Here is a 24,113-nt window from a genome sequence, read left to right on the forward strand (position 1 = left end):
ACCTTGGGAGTAGGCATCATGACCCAGTCGTCAGTGGAGCCGAGGACCACCGCGGAGGACGCGGGCCCCGGCTCGCGCGTTCCCGCCGGACGGTCCTGGCTCGACCGGTACTTTCACATATCCGAACGAGGATCGACGGTCGCGCGGGAAGTGCGCGGCGGCATCACCACCTTCATGGCGATGGCGTACATCCTCCTGCTCAACCCGCTGATCCTCAACGGCAAGGACGTTGCCGGCAACGTCCTGAGCCAACCGGGACTCATCACCGCGACCGCCTTCGCGGCCGCCGCGAGCACCCTGCTGATGGGCTTCTTCGGCAAGGTCCCGCTCGCCCTCGCGGCCGGACTGAGCGTCTCCGGTGTGCTCGCCTCGCAGGTCGTCCCGCAGATGACCTGGCCGCAGGCCATGGCCATGTGCGTGGTCTACGGCCTGGTGATCTGCCTCCTGGTGGTCACCGGACTGCGTGAGCTGATCATGAACGCGATCCCGCTGCCGCTCAAGCACGGCATCACGATGGGCATCGGCCTCTTCATCGCCCTGATCGGCCTGGTCAAGGCGGGCTTCGTCGGCAAGGGCTCCGAGTTCGGACCGCCCGTGACCCTCGGCGCCGGCGGCGAGCTGGCCGGCTGGCCCGTACTGATCTTCTGCCTCACCCTGCTGCTGATCTTCATGCTGCAGGCCCGCGCCGTACCCGGGGCGATCCTGATCGGCATCGTCGTGGGCACGGTCGTCGCGGTCGTCGTGCACAACGTGGCCGGACTCGACGCCAAGGCCTGGAACATGGCCCCGCCGGAGCTCGGCGGCGGCGCGGTCTCCATGCCCGACTTCTCGCTCTTCGGGCACGTCGAGTTCGGCGGCTGGGGCGACGTCGGCGCGATGACCGTCGGCTTCATCGTCTTCACGCTCGTCCTGGCCGGCTTCTTCGACGCCATGGCCACCATCATCGGTGTCGGCACCGAGGCCAAGCTCGCCGACGAGCGCGGCCGGATGCCCGGCCTGTCCAAGGCGCTGTTCATCGACGGGGCCGGCGGTGCGATCGGCGGTGTCGCGGGCGGCTCGGGCCAGACCGTGTTCGTCGAGTCGGCCACCGGCGTCGGCGAGGGCGCGAGGACCGGGCTCGCCTCGGTCGTCACCGGACTGTTCTTCGCGGCCTGCCTCTTCTTCACGCCGCTCACCGCGATCGTGCCGCCCCAGGTCGCCTCCGCGGCCCTGGTCGTCATCGGCGCGATGATGATGCAGAACGCCAAGCACGTGGACTGGGGCGACCGTGCGGTCGCCGTCCCGGTCTTCCTCACCGTCGTGCTGATGCCGTTCACGTACAGCATCACCCCGGGCGTGGCGGCCGGTGTGATCGCGTACGTCGCCATCAAGGCGGCCCAGGGCAAGTCCCGGGAAGTGGGCGGCTTCATGTGGGCGCTGACCGCGATCTTCATCGTGTTCTTCGCACTCAACCCGATAGAAGGCTGGCTGGGAGTCCACTGACTCCGCCGAGCCCTCCACGCATCCCCGATCCCCGGAGGAGACCGACATGCTGGACATCGCCGACGAGCTGCACCGGTGGGTCGGACAGGGCCGTGACTTCGCCGTGGCCACCGTGGTGGCCGTCGGCGGCAGCGCGCCCCGCCTGCCGGGAGCCGCGCTCGCCGTCGACAGCGACGGCACGGCGATCGGCTCGGTCTCCGGCGGATGCGTGGAGGGCGCGGTCTACGACCTGTGCCGGCAGGCGATCGAGGACGGCGAGACCGTGCTCGAACGCTTCGGCTACAGCGACGAGGACGCCTTCGCCGTGGGCCTGACCTGCGGCGGGATCATCGACATCCTCGTCACCCCGGTCCGCGCGGACTCTCCCGCGAGGGACGTTCTCGCCGCCGCGCTCACCGCCGCTGCCCAAGGGGAGGCGGCGGCGGTCGCGAGGATCACCGACGGGCCGGCCGACGTGCTGGGCCGCGCCCTGCTCGTCCGTGCCGACGGCTCGTACGAAGGAACCCTCGGCGGCCACCCGGAACTGGACCGCACGGCCGCGGGCGAGGCCCGCGCGATGCTCGACGCCGGCCGTACCGGCACCGTCCTCATCGGCGCGGACGGCTCGCGCTGCGGGCGGCCCCTGACCCTGCTCGTCGAGTCCAGCGTCCCCGCCCCCCGCATGATCGTCTTCGGGGCGATCGACTTCGCGTCCGCACTGGTCCGCGTCGGGAAGTTCCTCGGCTACCACGTGACCGTGTGCGACGCCCGCCCCGTCTTCGCGACCCGGCTCCGCTTTCCCGACGCGGACGAGATCGTCGTCGAATGGCCGCACCGCTACCTGGAGTCGACCGACGTCGACGGCCGTACGGTGCTGTGCGTCCTCACCCACGACGCCAAGTTCGACATCCCCCTGCTCGAACGGGCACTGCGGCTGCCCGTCGCCTACGTCGGGGCCATGGGCTCCCGGCGCACCCACGAGGACCGCAACGCACGGCTGCGCGAGGCGGGCGTCACCGAACGGGAACTCGCCCGGCTGCGCTCGCCGATCGGACTCGACCTGGGCGCCCGGACCCCCGAGGAGACGGCGCTGTCGATCGCGGCCGAGATCGTCGCCGGCCGGCGAGGCGGCAGCGGGGTCTCGCTGACCGGCGCCCACACGCCGATCCACCACGACGAGCCGCGCGTACCGGCGCAGATCATCGGGTCCGTCGCCTGACCCCGGCCCCGCGCGGGAAACACCGGGCGGGAGGCACCGGGCGGGCGGGACCGCGCGGGCGACACCGGGCGGGCAAAGGGCGCGAAAGTTAAAATCGACGCATGGCTGAGCGGCCCGCAGCGCCGACCGCGCCCGAGCTGGTCATGGAAACCGACAGGGGCTCGACGCTCATGAGCCCGGGCAGGACGTATCACGTCGGCCGTGACCCCCTGAGCGACATCGTCATCGAGGACGCCCGGGTGTCCTGGCACCACGCCGTCCTGCGCACGGTGGCGGACCACTGGACGCTGGAGGACGAGAACAGCACCAACGGGACCTACGCGGACGGCCGCCGCATCCACGAATGGGGGGTGGGCCCCGGCAGCGTCCTCCGGTTCGGCAACCCCCAGGACGGCCCGCGCGCCGTTCTGGTCGGCACGGAACCCGAACCGCCCGAGCCGGCGCCCCCGCCCGAAGCACCCGCCCCGCCCCGGGCCACGCCGCCGCCCCCCGCCACCAGCACCCTCCGGCAGCCGACCACGGTGCGCCCGCTGCCCACCCGCACCGTCCGCATCGGCCGCGCCACCGACAACGACATCGTCATCGACGACCTCATCGTCTCGCGCCGCCACGCCGAGCTGCGGGCCCATGTCGACGGCACGTACGAGATCGTCGACCTCGGCAGTCACAACGGCACCTACCTCGACGGACAGCCCGTCACCCGGGCCGGGCTCTCGGCCGGGGACATCGTCGGCATCGGCCACTCCACGTTCCGCCTCGTCGGCGACGAACTGCAGGAGTTCGTGGACTCCGGCGAGGTCTCGCTCGATGTGCAGGACCTCGCCGTCACCGTGGACGACGGCCGCAAGGTCCTCCTCGACCACGTGTCGTTCCCCGTCGGCGAGAAGTGCCTGCTCGCCGTCGTGGGCCCCAGCGGCGCCGGGAAGTCCACGCTGCTGAACGCGCTCACCGGACTGCGCCCCGCCGAGCACGGCACCGTCGTCTACGACGGGCGCGACCTGTACCGCGACTACGCCGAACTGCGCCGGCGCATCGGACTCGTACCTCAGGACGACATCCTGCACGTCCAGCTCACCGTCCGCCGGGCCCTCATGTACGCCGCCGAACTGCGCTTCCCCGAGGACACCGCACCCGCGGAACGCGAGGCGCGCGTGACGGAGGTCATCCGCGAACTGGGCCTGGAGCAGCGTGCGGACCAGCCCATCCACAGCCTCTCCGGCGGCCAGCGCAAACGCGTCAGCGTGGCCCTGGAACTGCTGACGAAGCCGTCGCTGCTGTTCCTGGACGAGCCCACCTCCGGTCTCGACCCGGGAATGGACCGCTCGGTGATGCACATGCTCCGCGGGCTCGCCGACGACGGCCGGACCGTCATCGTCGTCACCCACAGCGTGCTCAGCCTCGACGTGTGCGACCGGCTGCTGGTGATGGCGCCCGGCGGCCGGATCGCCTACTTCGGCGCACCCGAGGACGCCCTCGGCTTCTTCGGCTTCGAGCAGTGGCCCGAGGCGTTCGAGGCGTTCGAGAACGACCACGACCGGGACTGGGCACGGGAGTTCCGGGCCTCCCCGTACCACCGCCAGTTCATCGACGTCACCCCGCAGCCCCGGTCCGGCCAGGACCGCAGGCCCCTGGACGCCGCGCCGCCGCCCAAGTCGCAGAGCTGGTTCGCCCAGCTGAGCACCCTGGTCCGGCGCTACGCCTCCGTGCTGAGCGCCGACCGCACCTTCATCATCATCATGATCGCGCTGCCGTTCGGGATGGGGCTGATGGCCCGGGGACTGGCGGGCAGCAGATTCACCCAGGAGACCGCGCTGGACGCCCTGCTCGTGCTGTGCGTCGGCGGGGTCCTGACCGGAGCGGCGAACGCGGTACGCGAACTCGTCAAGGAACGCGTCATCTACCGGCGCGAACGCGCCGTCGGCCTGTCCAGATCCGCCTATCTGACGTCCAAGGTGGTGGTGCTGGGCGTGGTCACGGTCGCCCAGGCCGTCGTCCTCACCCTCGTCGGCCTCTTCGGCGTCGACCTGAACGCGCCCGACGGGCGGGGCGTCCTGCTGCCCCCGCTCATCGAGATCACCGTGGCCGTCGCGCTGCTGTCGTTCACGTCGATGATGATCGGCCTGGTGATCTCCGCGCTCGTGCCCAAGGAGGAGGTCACCATGCCCCTGCTGGTCCTCCTCACGATGGTCCAGATCGTCTTCTGCGGTGCGCTGCTGAAGCTGAACGGTGTCGCGGGCATGGAGCAGCTGGCGTGGCTGGTGCCGGCGCGGTGGGCCTTCGCCGCCATGGCGGGCACCGTCGACATCGCCCGGATCGTGCCGGGGCCGGACACCGCCGATCCGCTGTTCCGGCACTCCCTGGGGGTGTGGCTGCCGAACATGGGCGTGATGCTGGTGTTCTGCGCCGTCCTGTGGTTCGTCATCGCCCAGCTGCTGCGGCGCCACGAGCCCGCGGTCATGCGGAAGTAGCGGCGGCGACGATGACCGAGACCGCGGTGCCCGGCTTCCGGCCCACGCATGTCGTCCCGGGCGAGGGCATGCCGACCTGGGAGAGCCCCGACGTCGGCAGTCCCAGCGCGCCGCTCGACCCGTTCCTGCCGGTCGAGCTCGTCGACCGGCGGGGCGAGTGGGGACGCGTCCTGTGCGCCAACGGCTGGTCGGCCTGGGTCGACGGGCGCCTGCTCATCGCCGTACCGAAGGCACCGCCGTCCGCCGGGCAGCCGCTCGACCGCACGGCCGACCCGCAGCCGCTGCTCGCCCGCGCGGAGGAGGTGCTGTCGCAGTACCGCCGGGCGGCGCAGGAGCTCGCGACGGGCCGCTGCGACGGGGAGACCTTCCGCAGGCGTACCCAGGGGATGCGGCTGGGCGTCGTCGTCGACGGGGAGGCGCTCTGGCTGTACGACGCCGAGCACGAGCGCTGGGTGTACTGCGACGGCGCCAGGCTGGCCCCGTTCGCCACCACGGCGCCCCCGAGCACCACGCGCGAGGCGCCCGCGGACACACCCCGGCGGGCCACCGAGCCCGGCCGCCCGTCGGCACCCGCGCCGCCGGGGCGGGTCACGGAACCCGGGTCCGGGTCCGGGGCCGGCAGAGGCCTCTCCGGGTGACCGGCGCGTGGCCGCGCGGCGCTGCGGAGGGGCTCACGGCCACGGAGGGACGCCAGGGAGGGGTTCATCGCCCCGGATGGACCTCGCTGCGGTGAGGTTCTGCGTCGCGGAAGGACCTCGCTGCGCGGGGGTTCATCGCCCCGGATGGACGTCGCTACGGAGCGACCTCGCCTCGGCGCCGTACCGGAGCGGCCAGCAGCGAACCGAGCAGCCCGGCGACGACCCCCCAGCCCAGACCGATGCCCACCGCGGCCCACAGCCGCGGCTCCAGCGCCACCTCGCCGCCGAGCCCTCCCAGATCGCCGACACCGATCAGCGACAGCCCGTACCGTGCCGCGACCCGGCCGGTCAGACACACGACGAGCATCGTGAGGGCCAGCGCCACACCCATGTGCAGGGCGTGCTGCCAGGGCCGGGTCCGCGCGGGGGAGCGCACCGCCATCAGGAACGCCGCGGCCGGCACCAGCACCGCAGCGATCACCACCAGCCACCAGGCGCGTCCGTCCTGTTCGGCGAGCGTGGAGACGCTCAGCGTCGAGGTGTTCTCGCCGCGCAGTACGGCGTCCAGCACCTGCGGCATCGGCAGTCCGAAGGGCCCTTCCACCTTGCCCTCCCAGGACGCGCCGAGGCCGAGGGTGAGCGCGAGCCAGACGAGATTCGGCAGGCCGAGCAGCATCATCGCGAAGGTCCGGTCGGGGTGCCCGTGGGTCGCCGCGACCACGATCCCGGCGCACAGCCCGAGGACGACGTACGCCAGCAGCAGCCAGACCATCGCGTACGCGGCCGGGCGCACCGACTCCTGGAACCGCACCAGCCGCGCCGGCAGCGGGGCCTTCCTGGACACCATGAGGGCGACCGCGATCACCCCGATCAGCCACAGCAGGCCGTAGAGGAGGGTGGGCCCCACGTCCGCGCGGAAGCCGACCTCGGGGGACGCGTCGAGGAACTCGCCGAGGTCGCTCAGCAGGGAGTCCTCCCCGAGCGAGACCGGGAACGTCTTCCCGGCCGCCGCTGCCAGCCCCGCCAGCGCCGCCAGCCACAGCACCGCGAGCCGGGCGAACCGGCCGAGCAGCTCACGGGTCCTGGCGACGGCGCGGTGACGCAGCGGCCGCAGGAACAGCCAAGCCGTCACCAGGGCACCCACGAGGCTCACAGACAGCGGCACGACCGTGAGTTCGGCCTGCGACCGGGCCACGAAACCCGCGTCGCCAGCGAGCCCCACGGAGCCACCGGCCGCCATGACGACCAGGGCGGCGACGACCTGCGGGAACGCGTTCTCGGGAAGGCCGGTTCCGCCCGCCGCCCACAGGCCCAGCGCGGCCACGGCGAGCATGGCGGCGAAGCCCGCGACGACGGCCACCAGCGCGTCGCGCCAGTCGCGTACGGCATGTGCGGCGCGACCCGGCGAGGTGGCTCCGTGCTGGCTCACGGTGCCACGGTAAGCAGCGCGGACGACGGCCGCGCGCCGGAAGGTCCGACCGGTCCCGGCCAGGGCCCGGCTTGCGTGCCGCGCCGAGGCGGGGCACACAATTGGGGGAACCCCCTCGATCTCGAAACCACCCTCGATCTCTGGGACGGCTGGGAAACCCGGGACCTCCGGAAGCCGGCGGACGGAAGACGGAAGTCCGGTACGTCTGGGAAGTAGGGCCCGTGAGCGCGCAACCGCCGTCAGGGCGATCACCCGCAGGACCTCCCTCCGGCCCGCTCTCGGGCGGGGAGGCGGCGCCGCCGCCACCGCCGCCGGGCGGCGGCGCAGGAAGCGGCGGAGGCGCAGGGAGCGGGCGAGGCCGTCCGGGGCGGCCGGGCCCGACGGGCGGCGAGGGCGGCGGCCGGGGCGGCGCGGGCCCCTGGTGGCGTTCCGTACCCAGGATCGCGTCGATCACGGCGGTGGTGGTCGCCGCCGCGGCGCTCGCCATCGTCCTCACCCGCCCCGGCGGCCAATCCGGCAGCGAGGTGTATCTGCAGGCCGCGGCAGAGGCCGGACCCGCCCCCTTCACCCCGTCCTCGGCGAAGGTGCCCGCGACACCGCAGCCGCGCGCCAAACTGCCCGCGTCGCCCGCCTCCCCCTCCCCGGCCGGCGGCAACGTCACCCGCGGAGTCGACGGCGCGACCCCCGGTCTCTACGGCGGCACCCAGAAGCTCGCCAGCTGCGACACCGAGCAGCAGATCCGAAGCCTCACCGAGCAGCCGGACAGGAACCGCGCCTTCGCCTCGGTCCTCGGCATCGAACCGGCCGGGGTCCCCGGCCATCTGCGCTCCCTGACCCCCGTCACCCTGCGCATGGACACCCGGGTCACCAACCACCGGTACGAGGACGGTGCCGCCACCCCGTACCAGGCCGTACTGCAGGCCGGTACCGCCGTCCTCGTCGACGACCGGGGCGTGCCGCGCGTGCGCTGTGCCTGCGGCAACCCTCTGCTGCCGCCCGTGTTCGTCAAAGGGCCCGCCGAGCGGACCGGCGACAGCTGGCCCGGGTACGACGCGGCCGACACCGTGGCCGTCACCCCGGCACCGGAGAACGTCGAGGTCTTCGTCGTCTACGACGCGAAGGACGACGGCTACATCGCCCGGGAGCCCGGGGACGACGTCGCGAAGGACAAACCGGCGCCGCCGCCCCGTGATCCGTCGACTCCGGTCCTCGTCCCGGCCGCACCGACGTCCGCGAGCCCCACCGGACCCACCGGCTCCACGACCTCCGAGCGGCCGGAGTCCCGGAGCCCGGGGACGGACAGCCCCGGGTCGGTGAGCCCGTCGCCGAAGAGCCCGCCCACCGACAGCCCGGCCGGCTCCCCGTCGCCGCGTACGCCGGCGGAGGACACCACGCCCGGGCGCACCGCCACGGACGGCACCACGAAGAGCGAGCCGCCCGCCTCACCGCCGCAGCCGCCCGCGTCGAGCCCGGCCGAGAAGCAGGAGCCCGCCCCCGACACCCAGCCCCGGTCCGACGGACCACCGCCCCAGGAGGAGCAGCCGATCGTCCCCTCGCTGCCGGACATCGTCGTCCCACCCGCGAAGACGCCGACGTCCCCGGCGCCGGCGACGTGAGGCGTCTTCCTCGACCAGCCGCACGGACGCGGAGGAGGTGAGCCGGCCGTGACCGACCCGCCCCTCTCCGGCACGCCCGCGCCCCCACCCGGTCCGGGAGCCGGCGGGGAGAGCCGGCAGCCGCTGCTCTCGCTGGCGCTGGCCGGGGCGATGGACGAGGTCGGCGCGGTCGCCGGAGCGGTGTATCTGCTCGCCCCCGACGGCACGGCACTGGAGATGGCCGTCATGGCGGGCCTTCCCAGGGCCTTCGCCGCACCCTGGGAGCGGGTCGGCATCAACGCGCCGCTACCCGTCGCCGACGCGGCACGGGAGCGACGCCTCGTCTGGGTCGGCGGCGAGGAGGAGATGGCCGCCCGCTACCCCCGGATCGCGGTGGTCCTGCCCTACCCCTTCGCCCTCGCCGCACTGCCGGTGGCCACCGACGACACCGTGTACGGGGCGGTGTTCGTGACCTGGCCGGGCTCGCACCCGCCCGAACTCTCCGCGTGGGAACGGGAGCATCTCGCCGCCGCCTGCGAGCGGCTCGCGCTGCGCCTGCAACGGGTCAGCGAACGGGGCCGTCCCTTCCGCTCGGAGCCCGACATCCTGGGTGACCAGGCCCTCACCGGCGGCTCGAACGCGGCCGAGGCCCTGCAACTGCTCGACCGCATCCCCGAGGGACTGTGCTCCCTCGACCTCAACGGCCGGATCACCTTCGTCAACCCCGCAGGTGCGGAGCTGCTCGGGCTGGCCCGGCGCGAGCTGCTCGGCAGACAGCTGTGGGGGGCGCTGCCCTGGCTGAACGACCCGGTGTACGAGGACCGCTACCGTGCCGCCCTGATCAGCCAGCAGGCCAGTTCGTTCGTGGCGCTGCGGCCGCCCCGCGACTGGCTCTCGTTCCGCCTCCACCCCAGCACCACGGGCATCTCCGTGCGCGTCACCCCCGCCCGTACCGCCGGGGGCACCGGAGGGCACGCCCTCGAGCCGGCCCCCACCCGGCTCGTGGCCATCTCCCATGTCCTCAGCCTGGCCAGCGGACTGACGGAAGCCGTCGGCGTCGACGACGTCATCGAGATGGCAGGCGCCGAGTTCATGCCCGCCGTGGGCTGCCAGGCGCTGGTCATCCTCGCCCCCGAGGCCGGCCGGCTGAGCGTCATCGGCCACCGCGGCTACGACGACCCGCACATCGTGGAGCGCTTCCACGGGATGCCGCTGAGCGCCCACACCCCGGGGGCGCAGGCACTGGTCACGGGAGTGCCGTCGTTCTTCGAGTCCCGGCGGGACCTGGAGCAGGTCTACCCCGCCCGCCAGAACACCCGCGACGGCATGGCGGCCTGGGCGTATCTGCCGCTCATCGCGTCCGGCCGTACGGTGGGCGCCTGCGTCCTCGGCTACGCGGAGCCGCACCGCTTCCCGCCCGACAACCGCGCCGTGCTCACCAGTCTCGTCAGCCTCATCGCCCAGGCCCTGGAGCGGGCCCGGCTGTACGACGCCAAGCACCGACTGGCGCATGGTCTCCAGTCCGCGCTGATGCCGCGCTCCCTGCCGGACGTGCCCGGGCTCGAACACGCCGCCCGCTATCTGCCGGCCACCCGCGGAATGGAGATCGGCGGCGACTTCTACGACCTGATCCGCGGCGACGGCACCGGCAATGGCACCGGCGACGGCACCGGCAACCGCACCGGTCCTGCCGCCGTCGTCGGAGACGTCCAGGGCCACAACGTGGCCGCGGCCGGGCTGATGGGACAGGTCCGTACCGCCATTCGCGCGTTCACGGCGGTCGGACAGCCTCCGGGCGAGGTCATGGCCGGTACCAACCGGCTGCTACTGGACCTCGACGCCGACCTGTTCGTCAGCTGTGTGTACGTACAACTCGACCTGGAGCACCACCGCGCCCTGGTCGCCCGGGCGGGCCATCCGCATCCGCTGCTGCGTGCGCCGGACGGATCCGTCCGGGTCCTCGACGTCGCCGGCGGCCCGGTCCTCGGCGTCGACCGCGCCTCCCGCTACCCGGCGACCGAGGTCCCGCTGCCGCCCGGCTCCGTCCTCACCCTCTACACCGACGGCCTCATCGAACTGCCCGACACCGACCTGGAGGAGGAACTGGCCGATCTCGGGACGCATCTCGCCGACGTCGGCGCGGGCCCCCTGGAGGAGGTGGCGGACAGCCTCGTCGCTCACACCGCCCAGACGCACGAGCGCGCCGACGACGTGGCACTCCTGCTGCTGCGCCTGACGGGCACCCGGCCCGCGTCCGAGGCCACGGTGTCCGGCGGCCCGTAGCCTCCTCGTCGCGGGACCACGACAACCGCGCTGACCGACCGTGACACCGGCTGCCACGGAGCAGGTCCAGGGACACCCTCAGACACGGCCCAGCTGTATTGACCTAGCGGTTGTGGCCCTGGACGGGCTGTTCCTCCGAGCCCTGCGGGCGGCGACGGCGGATGCGGGCGGCGAGCAGCGCGACATCGTCCTCGGCGTGCTCCGCGTCCAGCTCCCTGACCACCGCGTCGACCATCTCCTCCATCGGCGCGGTGCACGGCAGCCGCACCGACGTCAGCCGCTCCAGCGACACGTCGATGTCCTCGTCGCGCCGTTCGACCAGCCCGTCCGTGTACAGCAGGAGGGTGTCCTCGGGGGTGAGTTCGCGCGTGACGAGTTCGTACCCCCCGAGACCGGTGCCGAGCGGAGGCCCGGCCGGTACGTCGACGAGCTCCGCCGATCCGGTCGCGGTGAAGACGACCGGCGGCAGATGCCCGGCACTGGAGAACGAACCGAGCCCGCGGGCCGGGTCGACCCGCACCAGCAGACACGTCGCCGGCCTCGCCATGGTGTCGGCGATGGCGAGGTCGAGCTGGCGCAGCACCCGGTGCGGCGGCAGATCGGCCGCGGCGACGTCACGGAGCATCGACCGGTACGTGTTCATCTCGACGGCCGCCTCGACGCCGTGCCCCATCACATCGCCCATGACGAGCAGCGTCCGGCCGTAGTGGAGCCGTACCGTCTCGAACCAGTCGCCGCCGACCAGATTGCTGCTGCCGACCGGCAGATAGCGCGTCGCGAACTGCAGGTTGGGGTGGGGCTTGCCGGGCTCGGTCAGCAGGGCGCGCTGCAGCTCGACCGCCTTGCCCTGCTCCGTCGCGAACTCACGGGCGTGCGCGATGCTCACGGCCGCGCGCCGTGCCGCGTGCCGCGTGATGGCGATCTCGTTCTCGCTGAACGGCGAGCCCACCCGGGCCAGCAGCACCACGCCGATCAGCGGGCCGACCGCGCCGCCCCGGTCCGGTGCCGCGGTCAGCGGCACGGCCAGCACCGTGACCCGGTCCCCGTCGCCGTGCTCCGTCGCGGGCAGCCGGGTCTCGACGGCACGCACGAGGGCCGACTCCGTCCGCGGACGGCGCCGGCCGTCGTCGTCGAGCAGCTCCACGTCCCCGGTCCCGGCGGTGCGCCGCATCGCCGAGGCAGTGGGCGTCGGCGGCGGCGCACCGCTCTTCACCGGGGGAGGGAGCACGTCGACGGCAGCGGCCTCCGCGAGGCGCGGGCCGAGGAACTCGGCCAGTTCCCGGCACGTCGCGACCTCGTCGAGGGAGGTCCCGATCCGCTCCACGGCCTCGTCCGCCGCGGCGAGCCGGGCACGGGCCAGCTCGAGCTCCTCGTAGAGCCCGGGCACGGGGGTCTCGATCACGATGCACAGGACGCCGGTGACGGTTCCCCGGTTCTCCAGCCGGAGGCAGGTCGTGTGGCAGCGGCCGCCCGGGCCGGTGACCCAGGTACGCGGCACCCCGTCCGCGAGCACCTCGGCCAGCAGCGAGGGCCTACCGATGTACCGCTCCGCGAGCGCGCTCGGGGAGCGGCCCGCGAGGTCCGCCGGAGCCTCCCCGGTGATCCGGCAGTAGGCCGGGTTGGCGAAGCGATAGCGAAGGTCCGCGCCGAGAACGCCGACACCGGCCGAGGTTCCCCGCAGGTCGTCCTCCAAAGGCCAGGGGCCGGGGCCGCCGGTGTCGGCCGTGCGGAGTCCGCGGCGGTCCTGTAGCCAGTCCCGACGATCGGCAGCCACACGATCACCTCCTCCCCTCGCGGGGCGGTGACCCCAGCTTCCTCCACAGCCTCCCCGCTCGCATCACCGGACGGAAATCGGGCCGCTCAGTCGAGCCGGGGACGCTGCCGCGGGGCCGCGCCGGTCAGCGTCAGGGCGAGAACGGCCTGGTCGTCGGCGTCCGACTCCGCCGACCAGCGTTCCGTGTCGGACCGTACGAACGAGACGACGGTCTCGGGGTCCGGTGACGGCTCACCACCGAACCGTTCGCCGAGCCGCTCCAGAACCGGATAGAAGACACCCTTCGCGTCACGGGCCTCGCTCACCCCGTCCGTGTGGACGACGAGGACCTCTCCGGGATCCAGCGGATGCACCGTCGTGTCGTCCCCGTCGGGAGACAGCGCGCCCAGACCCAGCGGCAGCCCGGGCGCCGTGACCAGCCGCCGGGCGCCGAGCGGGCCCACGACGATCGGCGAGGGATGGCCGCGGTCGACGATCCGCACCTCGCCGCCCTCCGGCGGGAACTCCAGCACGAGCGCGGTCACGAACAGCTCCGGGTCCCCGTCGTCACCGCCGGGGCTGTTGCGGGCGATGCTGAGTTCCAGGCGTTCGGCGAGACTGCTCAGACTTCGCCACTCGTGCGCGGACACCCGGAAGCTGCCCAGCACGGCCGCGACCGTCTGCACCGCGTCCAGCCCCTTGCCCCGCACGTCACCGATGATCGCCCGCACCCCGAACGGCGTCTCGCACACGTCGTACAGATCGCCGCCGACGAGGGTGCCGCCCTCCCCGGCCTCGTAGTACGCGGCGGCCCGTACCGGCCCGAGCCGGCCCGGCACCGGCCGCAGCAGGACCCGCTGCATCGCCTCCGCGACCGAATGGGCACGGACCAGATGCAGCCTGGTCCGCTCACGCTGCCAGGAGAGGGCGACGCTGGCGATCCCGATGACGAGCGTGGCGGAGTAGACGGCCACATGGTGCTGCTCGCCGAAGTGCCCCGGCCGTATGGCCGCCATCCACATCTGGAGTCCCAGGCACACGACGGTGGACAGCGCGGTGCCCCGCGGCCCGCGCGTCGCGGCGGCGAGCGGCGGTACGGCGATGAGCATGAAGCTCACCGGCTCCCTGCCCCTGACGGCGAACTCCGCGATCAGATCGACGGCCACCGCGATCAACGGCAGCCACCAGACCCACCCCCGGCGCGGGGACGGGGGCCGCAGGACGGCGCCGGGACTCCTACGACTACGAGGCATAAGGCGCACCCTAAGAGCCGGGTCCGCCGGGGCCGGGCACGGAGCGTGCCGTGTCGTCGCCTCCGCCGCGCGGTGCCGTGTCCCCGCCGGTGCTGCGGAACGTGCCCGGGATCGCGCCGTCGAGGCCCCTGAGCTGGGCCGCCACACCGTCCAGCCAGAGTTCGAGGTCCACCAGCGCGGGCAGCGGCCGGCCACCGGGCGGCGCGGGCGCCGGGCCCGGCGGCGGCAACGGCGGTGGTCTCTCGCCGCCGCACAGCGAGGCGAGCCGGTCGGCGGTCGCCGCCGCCCGGCCGGCGGTGGAACAGGCCCGGTCGGCGGCGCCGGCCGGCAGGGCCACCTCGGGCAGATCGAAGCGAGGGAGCCAGTGGGCGCCGACCAGGACGTGGTTCGCGACGATGAGCACCGCGTGCCAGTCGGCGCGGGCGGGCGTGCTGCCGGCCGGTTCGCTGCGGAACTGGGCGTACGCGGCCTCCGCGAGCCGCAGCCGGTTCAGGGCGACGAGGGTCGTCGGGGGAGGCACGGAGCCCGGTGGGGCGGTCGTGACGGCGGCGGCGGTGCCGGTGATCAGCGGACCCGTGGCGCGGAGCAGCCCGGCCATGGCCTTGCGTACCTCCCGCCGGGCCCCGGCGGGCCAGGCCAGCAGCCCGCACAGCAGACCGACCGCGCTGCCGGCCAGCACGTCCACGATCCGCTCCTCCGCCAGCTGCCAGGAGGCCGGCGCGATCTGGGCGAACGCGGTCGCCACCACCAGGGTGAACAGGCCCTGGGCCCAGGCGATGCCGAGCAGTGGCCCGAGGGCGAAGGCGACCAGCATGCCGGGCGCGAGCAGCACGGCGAACGCGACGGTGTGGCCGCCGAGGCCGACGAGCAGGGCACCCGCCGCGACCGCGCCGACGAGGGTGCCGGCCACCGCCTGGCGGATCGCCGCCCAGGTCTCCCCGACCGTGGTCCTGCTCAGCGTCAGCACGGCGAGCAGCACCCAGAAGCCGTGCGCCAGATCGAGCGAACCGGCGACCAGCCGGGCCGCGCCCAGACCGAGCGCGATCCGGACGGCGTTCTGGAACTGCACCGAATGCAGGGTCATGTTGCCGGCGATACGGCGGTACCAGAGGACGGCGGTGGGCGCGTCGGCGTACCAGAACAGCCCCTGCGGCGGAATCGGCGCCGTGCGCCTGCCGTCCAGGCCGACCCGTACGGACGCCTCCAGCATCCGCGCGGACTCGGCGACGGCCACCAGCGCGGCCTGCCGGCGCAGGACGGGCACGGGCGGCACCTCGGCAGCGGGCCCGGTCGCCTGCCGGACGCGCAGCTGCTGAAAGCCACGCACCGCCTCGTCCATCCGGTCCGGACCCGCCACACCCGCACGCCCCGCCCGCAACGCCGCCGCCATCCGCTTGCACAGGGCGGCCACCTGCCGCAGCATCAGCCCGGACCCCGCGTCACCGTCCGGCCCGGGGTCCGTACCCGCCACGCGCCCGGGTGGTGCGGTGGTGTCCGCAGAGGGGAGCCCGCTCGCGGGCAGGACGCCCGTTTCGGTCAGATGGGCCAGCTGTTCGAGCAGCCGGCGGGCCGCGGAGCCCGCCTGGGCGAGGGCGCGGTCCTTACGGCCCGGCCCGGCGGGGCGTTCGGCGGCCGGGAGGTAGGAGAACCGCAGGCGGGCGCCGGCCTCGCGGAGGGACTCGGGCGAGGCACCGGAGTTCCCCCGGGCCGCGGCACCCGCGATCGCCACGGCCTCCGCGAGGCTCTCCCGGTACGACACGTCCGCCGGCTCGGGCAGCAGGAAGCGCTCGCACGCCGCGAGCAGCAGGACGCCCGCGGTGAGCCCGGCCAGCCGCAGCCCCAGGGTGTCCGGGGCGTACGGCGGGAAGCAGGCCAGGATGTAGAAGAGCTGCAGTCCCGGAGCCGCCCCGGCGGGCCGTGGTCCGGCGACCGCCGCGAAGGCCAGCATGAAGCCGATGACGAGCATCCCGAGCACCGCCGCCCAGGTCCGTACCGCCAGCGCCGTCCCCAGCGTGACCAGCAGCAGGCCCACCGGCAGCGCCTTCAGCATCACTTCGGCCCGCTGCCGCCCCGACCCGGGGATCGAGGACAGCAGCCCGAGGGCGATGGGCGCGAACAGGGCGTACAGCGCCACCGTGGGCTCCTGCAGCCCGTAGAGGAAGGGATAGAACCCCGCGGTCGCCGCGACGCTCACCCGCACCGAACGGTGCAGGATCGCCGTCCGCTCGGCCCCGCCCTTCACGGCCCGCCCTCACCGCTCGCCGAGCGCGGGCACGCGCGGAGCGCCCACAGCGCGGCCGCACCCGGTTCCCGCGCGACACCGGGGGAGACCCGCCTCGGCGCGAGGAAGCCGGCCCGGGCGTGCCACGGCGCCGCCGTGACCGCGGTGAAGGCGCCCGTCCGCGCGGCCGACGACGACTCTGCGCGCATGGGCACGTTCCTCTCGGGCGAAACCGCCGCGGCGACGTGAACGAGTCGGACGAACCACCCGCCCGACCTGCCCTCCATTGTCGGCCGACGCCGTACGGACCGCAGCCCGGCGGCCCAGGACCGCTCCGGTGGCCGCGCCGGATCGCGGCTTCGGGCGCGCCGGGGTGACCATGGCAGGAAGTGCCGAGGCACCGGGCAGGCACGGGGCCCACCAGGCACAGGGTCCGCGGGGGTGGAGACGGGAGTCCGTACCGTGCACCTCTTCGTCCCTGTCCTCTTCGCGCTCCTCTCGGCACTCAGCAACGCCCTCGCCGTCGTCCTGCAGCGCCAGGAGGCCCTCGCGGTGCCCAGCTCCACCGGGTTCCGCCCCGGGCTGATCCTCGATCTGCTGCGCCGCCCGCTCTGGCTGGCCGGGATCGTTGCCGTGATCGCCGCGGGCGTGTGCCAGGCCCTGGCCCTGAACACCGGGCCGCTCACGATCGTGCAGCCGCTCTTCGTCCTCGAACTGCCCCTCGCGCTGATCGTCGCCTCGATCCTGATGCGCCGGCATCTGCCGGCCATGGGCTGGGTGGCCGTGGGCTTCGTCGTGGTGGGTCTCGGTGTGGCCCTCGGCGCCGCGGCCCCCACCGGCAACCGCACCCAGGTGCCGATGGACCGCTGGCTGCCCGTGCTCGTCGTCGGCGCGGGAGCGATCGTCGTGCTGTCCGGCGTGGCGCTGCGCCGTCCCGAGGGTCGGGCCCGGGCCGCCCTGCTGGGCACGGCCACCGCCATCAGCTACGCACTGACCGCGGCGCTGATGAAGTCCGCGACCCACATCCTGGCCGACCACGGGGCCGCCGCCTTCTTCACCGCCTGGCAGACGTACGCCTTCGCGGTGACCGGCGGCACCGCACTGTTCCTGCTGGAGAACGCGCTGCAGGCGGGCCCGCTCGTCGCGTCACAGCCCGCGATCACGCTCGGCGACGCGACCCTGAGCCTCGTGCTCGGCATCACCCTGTACGAGGAGACGGTCCGCTCCGGCTGGTGGCTGGCGCCGCAGATCCTCGGCCTCGCGCTGATCGCCGTCGGCGCGGTCACCCTCGCCCGTATCCCGCTCACCCGGTCTCTCGTCGCCGCCGAGGAGACAGCGGACCCGTCCTCCCGGCAGGCCGGGCAGACGCTTCCGTGAACCAACGGGCCCAGGGATCGGCCAGGGGATTGAGCAAACCCGGCAATAAGCGTTTCATTGCAGGTGAAGGGCCGATTTCAGGCATTCGAAGGAGGCGGCCCGCATGACCACTCACCCCAGCATTGAGCAACATCCCGACCTCGCCGAGATGCGCGCGCGTTTCGAGCGGGCCACGGCCACGCCGCGCGGCCAGGTGATAGAGACACTGGCCCTGCTCACGGGCCTCTATCTCGCGGCATCACCGTGGATCGTCGGCTTCAACGGCCTCACCACACTGGCGGTCACCAATCTGATCACCGGTGTCGCCTACGCCCTGTGCCTGGGCGGGTTCGGCTCGGCGTACGAGCGCACCCACGCCATGGCCTGGTGCGCCATCGTCATCGGAGCCTGGACGATCTTCTCCCCCTGGATCGTCGCCGGGAACGCCGATACGGTCCGCAGCATCGTCAGCAACGTCATCGTCGGCATCGTGGCCCTGTGCCTCGGTGTGGCCATGGCGGCCATGAGCGACCGCCGCGGCGGCCCGCGCACCTCCCGGGCATCCGGGCGCGGAGGTCCGGACCTCGGTCCCCTGAGCTGACGCTCCGCACGCAGGCGGAAGGTCCCGGCCGCCCGGACAGGGCCGGGGCCTTCCGGTTGTACGGGGAGTAGCGTTGGCGACCACGGAAGGTGAGCTATGTTGAGCGGCAGCGGGACACGAAGGAGGCACACGGTGCCATCAGGGCAGCAGGCGCGCGCGCAGGCGTCTGCGATCACACCGGGCAGACACTCTCCGGACGCGGAGCCGGCTCCTGTGGAGAAGGTCCGGGCCCTCTTCGGCGGACACCGCCTCTCGCCCGCGCAGCGGCGTATCGCCCAGTACATCGCGGACCATCTGACCGAGGCCGCCTTCCTGTCGATCACGGATCTCGCGGACCGGGTCGGGGTGAGCCAGCCGTCGGTGACGCGCTTCGCGTCCTCGGTGGGCTTCAGCGGATACCCGGCGCTGCGGGAGGCGCTGCAGCCCATCGCGCTCAGCGCCGTCGCCGGCACTCCGGAAGCGGCCGAGAGCGGCCGCAACGAACTCCAGACGGCCGTCGACGCCGAGATCGCGAACCTGGAGAGCCTGCGCCGGTCGTTCGCCGACACCGGCCAGGTCCTCGAAGTCGGCCGTGAGCTGGCCAGATCGGTGCCGCTGACCGTTCTGGGCCTGCGGATCTCCACCTCGCTCGCGGAGTACTTCGCCTATGCGGCGCGGCGGATCCACCCGGATGTGCGGCTGGTGTCGCGCGGCGGGAGCGTGGCGTACGACGCGCTGCTGCAGTCCCGTGAGGCGGGCGGCACGTGGGTGCTGGCCTTCGCGATGCCCCGGCACGCGAACGAGATGCTCGCGGCGGTGCGGGCTGCTCGCCGTACGGGCCTGCGGACCGCGCTGATCACGGATCTGACGATGGGTCCACTGGTCGAAGCGGCCGATGTGGCGCTGACCGCGGGCACCGGATCGCGCCTCGTCTTCGACTCCTACTCCGCGCCGGGGGTGCTGTCGGCGGCGATCCTCCAGGCGATGGCCGACGCGGATCCCGAGCGTACGCAACTGCGGCTCGAGCAGTACGAGCACGCCGCTGAGCAGCACGACTTCTTCATCGAGGACTGACCGGGCACCGGCCCCCACGGCCGCCCGCCCCGAGCCCCACCCCCTCCCCGCAACGGGAGGAACAGGGGATTTTCAGGCCAAGAACCGCATGAATTTTTTCATGCCCTTGCTTACTTGGCGGTAAATATATTTACTGCGTGTGGCACTGCGGACGACACTCCTCCTCGTCGGCCCCACGGTGTTCTGTTCGGGCACTCCGCTCCCCTCGGATGCCCCCGGCGGCCCTGGTCAACCCCTGGGCCGGGGCCGCCGGTCAACGGAACGTGCCATCACATGACTTCACCCGGGCGTGCCACTGCCCGGCGTCACGGGAACGGCCGCCGCGAACCCCGCGGCGGCCGCCCGTGAGCCGAGGCCCGAGCCGGTGACCCGGGCTTCCCGGTGCTCGGCGGCTCAGCCGTTCTTCACGGCGGCGAGGTGGGCGAAGACCACGATGTTGTCCTTGTAGTCCTTGGTCTTCTTGTCGAACTCGCCGCCGCAGGTGATCAGGCGCAGCTGCGGGGACGGTGTGTCGTTGTAGACCCGCGCGCTCGGGAACTTGGCCTTGCTGAAGGTCTCCACCGTGTCGACCTTGAAGACGGCGACCTTGCGGTCCTGGCGGGTGACGTCGATCGTGTAGCCCGGCTTGAGCGCGCTGAGCGACTCGAACACCGCCGGGCCCGTCATGGTGTCCAGGTGTCCCGCCACGACGGACGTGCCGGCCTCGCCGGGGGTGGCGCCCTTCCCGAACCAGCCGACGAGGTTCTTGTCGTTGGGGGGTGGCGCGTTCAGCTGCCCGGTCTTGCCGATGGCCAGCTCGATGAAGGGGGCGTTGACGGAGATGGCCGGGATGGAGATGCGCGTCGGGACGGAACGCGGCAGGGGCGCGATGGTCTTGGGCGGGCTCACGGGGGCGGGCGCGGGGGCCGCCGGACGGGCCTGCGGGGTGTGTTCCGTCGGTGTGCCGAGGGAGTTGTAGAGGAGCAGTGCGCCCAGCCCGGCCGCCACAACGGGCCACAACAGGGCCTGGCCGAGGGTACGGGTAGCGGCGGGCTGCGGGGGTGTCTGTGAGCCGAGCGGCTGCTGGGCGGTCATGCGTGACGCCTTTCGTGTACCGGGTGGGGGTCGGCGGGGAGGGATCGAGGCCGGGCAGCGAAAACGCATCGCCGCGGCCGCCGTCCGGAAGGGGACGGCGGCCGCGACAGCGCAGCGAGCTGCAGGTGATGCGGGCCTGGATCAGGCCGAGGTACCGGTAACGCCGCGACGACGCAGCCTGTAGACGCCGGCGCCGAGGCCACCGAGCATCAGCAGCGAACCGGCGGCGAGGCTGCCGTTGTTGGCGGCCAGACCGCCACCACCGGCGTCGACGCCGCCGTTGGGCTCGTCGTCATCGTCGTCGTCGTCATCGTCATCGTCATCGTCGTCATCGTCGTGGTCGTCGTGGTCGTCGTGGTCCTTGTGCTTCCACTTCTTGCCGTGGTCGTCCTTGCCGTACTCCTTCTTGTCGTCGTCCTTCTTGCCGTACTCGTCCTTCTTCGAGTCCTCCTCCTTCTTGGAGTCCTCTTCCTTCTTGGATCCCTCGTCCTTCTTGGAGTCCTCTTCCTTCGAGGAGCTCTCGTCCTTCTTGGATCCCTCGTCCTTCTTGGATCCCTCTTCCTTCGAGGAGCTTTCGCCCTGCTGGGCGCCCTCTTCCTTCGTCGAGCCCTCGTCCTTCTTCGAGCCCTCGTCCCACTCCTGGTTCACGACGGTTGCAAGGGCGCCGCCGCCGGTGTCGACGCCGCCATTGGGCTTGTCGTCGTCGTCATCGTCGTCGTCATCGTCATCGTCGTCGTCGTCGTCGTCGTGGTCGTCGCCGTTGTCGTGGCCCTTGTCGTGGTCCTTCTTGTCCCACTTGCCGTGGCCCTTGTCGTGGTCGTCCTTCTTGCCGTGGTCGTCCTTACCGCCGTGGTCGTCCTTGCCGTGGTCGTCCTTCTTGGAGTCCTCGTCCTCGGTCACGACCGTGGCAAGGGCGCCACCGCCGGTGTCGACGCCGCCATTGGGCTCGTCGTCGTCGTCGTCGTCATCGTCGTCGTCATCGTCGTCGTGGTCGTCGTCGTCGTCGTGGTCGTCGTGGTCCTTCTTGTCCCACTTCTTGCCGTGGTCGTCCTTACCGCCGTGGTCGTCCTTGCCGTGGTCGTCCTTCTTGGAGTCTTCGTGATCCCGGCTGGACGAAGAGCCGTTGTCGTGACCCCAGTCCTCGGCGAGGGTCATCGCGTACGCGGTGGGTGCGGCAATCGTCAGTACCGCGGTAATTGCGGCTGAGGCGCACAGGGTGCGGGCAGAGCGCATGAGAACCCATTCCTTTCGCCGCGACTGCGACAGCTGACACATCGTCGGCTCATCGGATCGCAGCAGCGACGTGTTCACCGTCAGACGGATCCCGGCTTCGCACCAGCCGAGAACGTTGCATTCGAGGGACACCGTGGGCTCTTCGGGTGGCGACACGCCGCAGATTCACTCGTTGGACGGCAGCCGGCCGATACGCGGCTTCGTGGCACCGTCCGCATCATTCGCGATCCGGATTCCGGCGAGGGTCTTCGTCTGCGCGGACAGCCGAATTCTGTGTTCCTCGGGCAATCCGCCTATCCGGACGGGGGTCGGCTTCGAACTACTCATGTCGTACACGGCAGCGGCGCCGTGCGGATTCCGTGTCTCCGATCCGGAGGTCTCCGATCCGGCAGGTCTCCGAGGAGGGAGATCTCCGGCGCGGGGCATCTCCGACGAGGGAGGTGTGTCCGATGGTCCTTTCCGTCCGGGTGCGCCGTCTTGCGGTGGCAGCGGCTGCCGTCGGCCTGTTCGCCGGTGGTGCCGCGGCGGGTCCCGCCGGTGCTGCCGTCACCTCTTCCGCACCGGCCGGCGCGGCGCCGGCCTCGTACATCTCGTACTCCGCCGCCGGTGGCGGAGACCACGACCGCTGTGATTGGCGGAAGGGGCACTGGAAGGAGAAGCGGGTCGACGGCCGCTCGGAGGAGAAGTGGGTCAAGGGCCGTTGGCAGTGCCGTGACGACGACGACGACAGGCACTGGCACTGGGACCGGGGCTGAGGGAGACGGAGAACGGCGGTCCGCGCATCGTGACGGACGACATCGAAGTGATCAGCGAAGTGAACAGCGAAGTGAACAGCGACAGGTCAGCGGCAATAGGTCAACGGTGGCTCATGAGCGGTGACAGGTGACCGGGTGGATGTGACATGTCACCGCGCGCCACGGCCCCTCGTGGCTCCAGGCGTGCGGCTCGTTCGGATCAGTGGTGGCATTGATGACGAACGAGCCTGCACGGCACCCCTGGTGCCCACGAGGAGCGAGGGGGCGCGAGTGTCGCCACCTGATGCGGATCCCGATGCCGCCGAGCAGCTGGCCAAGCTCGGTCTGAACGAGCTGCTGGTCCTGGTGGGCCGCGGCGACCAGGACGCGTTCGTCCCGGTCTACGAAGCGGTCAGCGGCCCGGTGCTCGGCATGGTGCGACGGGTCCTGAGGGACCCGGCACAGTCGGAGGAGGTGACCCAGGACGTGCTCGTCGAGGTGTGGCGTACCGCCGGCCGGTTCCGGCCCGAGCAGGGCAGCGCGCTGACCTGGGTCCTGACGCTGGCCCACCGGCGCGCGGTGGACCGGGTCCGTTCGTCCCAGGCCCGCACCGAGCGGGAACGCAGGGTGGCACTGCTGGAGTCGGGGCCGCCGTTCGACGACGTGGTCGAGCAGGTCGAGATCAACCTCGAACAGCAGCAGGTCCGGCGCTGCCTGCAGGCGCTGACCGAGCTCCAGCGGGAGTCGGTCGTGCTGGCCTACTACCACGGCCTCACCTACCGGGAGGTGGCCGAATCCCTGTCACAGCCGCTGGGCACGGTGAAGGCCCGGATGCGTGACGGGCTGATCCGGATGCGTGACTGCCTGCAGGAGGGCGAGGTGCGGCCATGAACGAAGACGAGTTGCACTCCGCGACCGGCGCTTACGTACTGCACGCGCTGCCCGACGACGAACGGCGCGCCTTCGAGGACCACCTCGCCTCCTGCGAGGCGTGCGCGCGGGAGGTCGCCGAGCTCCAGGTCTCGGCCGCACGGCTGGCGCAGCCGGTGGCCGTCGTGCCACCGTCGAGCCTCTGGCGCCGCGTACAGGAGCGGATCGCCGTCACTCCGCAGGCCCCCTACGCCCCACGGACCCCTTCCACCGCGCAGGCCACGCCGGTGCCAGGGGCCTCGTCGTCCGCCGCGGTCGCCGCCGCCCGGCAGGACCTGTCCGTCTCGCCGGCCGCCGAGGAGCACCGCCCGGCCGAGGGCGCGCGGTCCGTCGGACCGCGGCTGTTGCGGCTGGCGCTCGCCGCGTGCATGGCGCTCGTGGTGGCCTTCGGCGGCGTCGCCGCATGGCAGTACCAGGCGGCCGAACGCGCCCGCTCCCAGCTGGCCGTCGCAGAGGACCGGTACGCGGGAGTCTCCGATGTGCTCGCCGCGTCCGACGTGGAGCTCCACACCCAGCCGCTGGCGAACGGCGGCACCGGCACCATCGCCGTGTCCCGCAGCCAGGACGCCGCCGTCTTCTTCGCCACCGGAGTCCCGGCGCTGCCGGTCGGCCAGACGTACGCGCTGTGGTTCGACGAGGACGGTACCTACCGGCCCGCCGGGCTGGTGGGCCGGTCCGGGGCGCAGGACATGCAGATGCTGAACGGTCCGGTGGCCGGGGCGACGGCCGTCGGCATCACCGTCGAGCCCGCCGGCGGCTCGTCGCAGCCCACCACCCCGACGCTGGGGAAGATCGACATTCCGGCCTGACGG

General features: G+C 72.7%; 19 protein-coding genes. 12 read left to right on the forward strand and 7 right to left on the reverse strand.

Annotation, left to right across the window (positions count from 1 at the left end; genetic code table 11):
- Positions 1-18: 18 nt before the first annotated feature.
- From ACIQMR_RS26680 to ACIQMR_RS26695, 4 genes are all read left to right on the forward strand, one after another.
- The gene (locus ACIQMR_RS26680; RefSeq protein ID WP_401392132.1) at positions 19-1,482 is read left to right on the forward strand and encodes an NCS2 family permease; all 1,464 of its coding nucleotides are present in this window, start codon (positions 19-21) and stop codon (positions 1,480-1,482) included.
- A 46-nt stretch (positions 1,483-1,528) separates the two neighbouring features.
- Positions 1,529-2,680, forward strand: coding sequence for an XdhC family protein (locus ACIQMR_RS26685; protein ID WP_401392135.1), 1,152 nt, complete (start codon positions 1,529-1,531; stop codon positions 2,678-2,680).
- A 101-nt stretch (positions 2,681-2,781) separates the two neighbouring features.
- Positions 2,782-5,148: an FHA domain-containing protein gene (locus tag ACIQMR_RS26690; protein ID WP_401392138.1), complete on the forward strand. Its 2,367-nt coding sequence runs from the start codon at positions 2,782-2,784 to the stop codon at positions 5,146-5,148.
- Between the two features lie 11 nt (positions 5,149-5,159).
- On the forward strand, positions 5,160-5,786 hold the full coding sequence (locus ACIQMR_RS26695) for a hypothetical protein (protein WP_401392140.1): 627 nt from the start codon (positions 5,160-5,162) through the stop codon (positions 5,784-5,786).
- Between the two features lie 154 nt (positions 5,787-5,940).
- Here the strand turns inward: ACIQMR_RS26695 and ACIQMR_RS26700 are convergent, their stop codons facing one another.
- The gene (locus tag ACIQMR_RS26700; RefSeq protein ID WP_401392143.1) at positions 5,941-7,215 is read right to left on the reverse strand and encodes a streptophobe family protein; all 1,275 of its coding nucleotides are present in this window, start codon (positions 7,213-7,215) and stop codon (positions 5,941-5,943) included.
- A 221-nt stretch (positions 7,216-7,436) separates the two neighbouring features.
- Here ACIQMR_RS26700 and ACIQMR_RS26705 point away from each other — a divergent pair, with 221 nt between their 5' ends.
- Together ACIQMR_RS26705 and ACIQMR_RS26710 are read left to right on the forward strand one after the other, a co-directional pair.
- A complete protein-coding gene (locus ACIQMR_RS26705; RefSeq protein ID WP_401392146.1) occupies positions 7,437-8,831 on the forward strand; it encodes a DUF6777 domain-containing protein in 1,395 nt (464 codons plus the stop codon).
- 150 nt (positions 8,832-8,981) lie between these two features.
- Positions 8,982-11,093 carry a SpoIIE family protein phosphatase gene (locus tag ACIQMR_RS26710; RefSeq protein WP_401392272.1) on the forward strand — a complete coding sequence of 704 codons (2,112 nt, stop codon included), beginning with the start codon at positions 8,982-8,984 and terminating at the stop codon, positions 11,091-11,093.
- A 103-nt stretch (positions 11,094-11,196) separates the two neighbouring features.
- Here ACIQMR_RS26710 and ACIQMR_RS26715 read toward each other — a convergent pair whose 3' ends face one another.
- From ACIQMR_RS26715 to ACIQMR_RS26730, 4 genes are all read right to left on the reverse strand, one after another.
- Positions 11,197-12,867 carry a SpoIIE family protein phosphatase gene (locus tag ACIQMR_RS26715; RefSeq protein ID WP_401392148.1) on the reverse strand — a complete coding sequence of 557 codons (1,671 nt, stop codon included), beginning with the start codon at positions 12,865-12,867 and terminating at the stop codon, positions 11,197-11,199.
- 86 nt (positions 12,868-12,953) lie between these two features.
- Entirely contained in the window at positions 12,954-14,099 is a 1,146-nt protein-coding gene (locus ACIQMR_RS26720; protein ID WP_401392151.1) for a PP2C family protein-serine/threonine phosphatase, read from the reverse strand.
- Positions 14,100-14,109: 10 nt separating this feature from the next.
- Positions 14,110-16,341 (reverse strand): FUSC family protein, encoded by a 2,232-nt coding sequence (locus ACIQMR_RS26725; RefSeq protein WP_401392154.1) that lies wholly within the window; start codon positions 16,339-16,341, stop codon positions 14,110-14,112.
- Complete coding sequence (locus tag ACIQMR_RS26730) at positions 16,338-16,529, reverse strand: hypothetical protein (protein ID WP_401392157.1); 192 nt, start codon at positions 16,527-16,529, stop codon at positions 16,338-16,340. The genes ACIQMR_RS26725 and ACIQMR_RS26730 overlap by 4 nt, the downstream gene beginning before the upstream one ends.
- Positions 16,530-16,782: 253 nt before the next feature.
- Between ACIQMR_RS26730 and ACIQMR_RS26735 the strand changes: the two genes are divergently transcribed.
- The 3 genes from ACIQMR_RS26735 to ACIQMR_RS26745 all read left to right on the forward strand — a co-directional run bounded on the left by ACIQMR_RS26735 (position 16,783) and on the right by ACIQMR_RS26745 (position 19,330).
- Complete coding sequence (locus ACIQMR_RS26735) at positions 16,783-17,697, forward strand: DMT family transporter (RefSeq protein WP_401392159.1); 915 nt, start codon at positions 16,783-16,785, stop codon at positions 17,695-17,697.
- A 103-nt stretch (positions 17,698-17,800) separates the two neighbouring features.
- The gene (locus ACIQMR_RS26740) at positions 17,801-18,277 is read left to right on the forward strand and encodes an SPW repeat protein (protein WP_401392162.1); all 477 of its coding nucleotides are present in this window, start codon (positions 17,801-17,803) and stop codon (positions 18,275-18,277) included.
- A 132-nt stretch (positions 18,278-18,409) separates the two neighbouring features.
- Positions 18,410-19,330 (forward strand): MurR/RpiR family transcriptional regulator, encoded by a 921-nt coding sequence (locus tag ACIQMR_RS26745; protein WP_401392164.1) that lies wholly within the window; start codon positions 18,410-18,412, stop codon positions 19,328-19,330.
- Between the two features lie 393 nt (positions 19,331-19,723).
- Here the strand turns inward: ACIQMR_RS26745 and ACIQMR_RS26750 are convergent, their stop codons facing one another.
- Both ACIQMR_RS26750 and ACIQMR_RS26755 read right to left on the reverse strand, forming a co-directional pair.
- Positions 19,724-20,404 carry a class F sortase gene (locus ACIQMR_RS26750; RefSeq protein ID WP_401392166.1) on the reverse strand — a complete coding sequence of 227 codons (681 nt, stop codon included), beginning with the start codon at positions 20,402-20,404 and terminating at the stop codon, positions 19,724-19,726.
- 141 nt (positions 20,405-20,545) lie between these two features.
- Positions 20,546-21,637, reverse strand: a complete 1,092-nt coding sequence (locus ACIQMR_RS26755; protein WP_401392169.1) for a hypothetical protein — start codon at positions 21,635-21,637, stop codon at positions 20,546-20,548.
- Between the two features lie 449 nt (positions 21,638-22,086).
- Between ACIQMR_RS26755 and ACIQMR_RS26760 the strand changes: the two genes are divergently transcribed.
- From ACIQMR_RS26760 to ACIQMR_RS26770, 3 genes are all read left to right on the forward strand, one after another.
- Positions 22,087-22,392, forward strand: coding sequence for a hypothetical protein (locus ACIQMR_RS26760; RefSeq protein WP_401392172.1), 306 nt, complete (start codon positions 22,087-22,089; stop codon positions 22,390-22,392).
- A gap of 270 nt (positions 22,393-22,662) precedes the next feature.
- Positions 22,663-23,262 carry a sigma-70 family RNA polymerase sigma factor gene (locus tag ACIQMR_RS26765; protein WP_401392175.1) on the forward strand — a complete coding sequence of 200 codons (600 nt, stop codon included), beginning with the start codon at positions 22,663-22,665 and terminating at the stop codon, positions 23,260-23,262.
- Positions 23,259-24,110 (forward strand): anti-sigma factor domain-containing protein, encoded by an 852-nt coding sequence (locus ACIQMR_RS26770; protein WP_401392178.1) that lies wholly within the window; start codon positions 23,259-23,261, stop codon positions 24,108-24,110. The genes ACIQMR_RS26765 and ACIQMR_RS26770 overlap by 4 nt, the downstream gene beginning before the upstream one ends.
- The last annotated feature ends 3 nt before the right edge of the window (positions 24,111-24,113 follow it).

Origin of the sequence: Streptomyces sp. NPDC091376 (genome assembly GCF_044757085.1) — a bacterium.
Taxonomy (GTDB): Bacteria; Actinomycetota; Actinomycetes; order Streptomycetales; family Streptomycetaceae; genus Streptomyces; species Streptomyces pratisoli.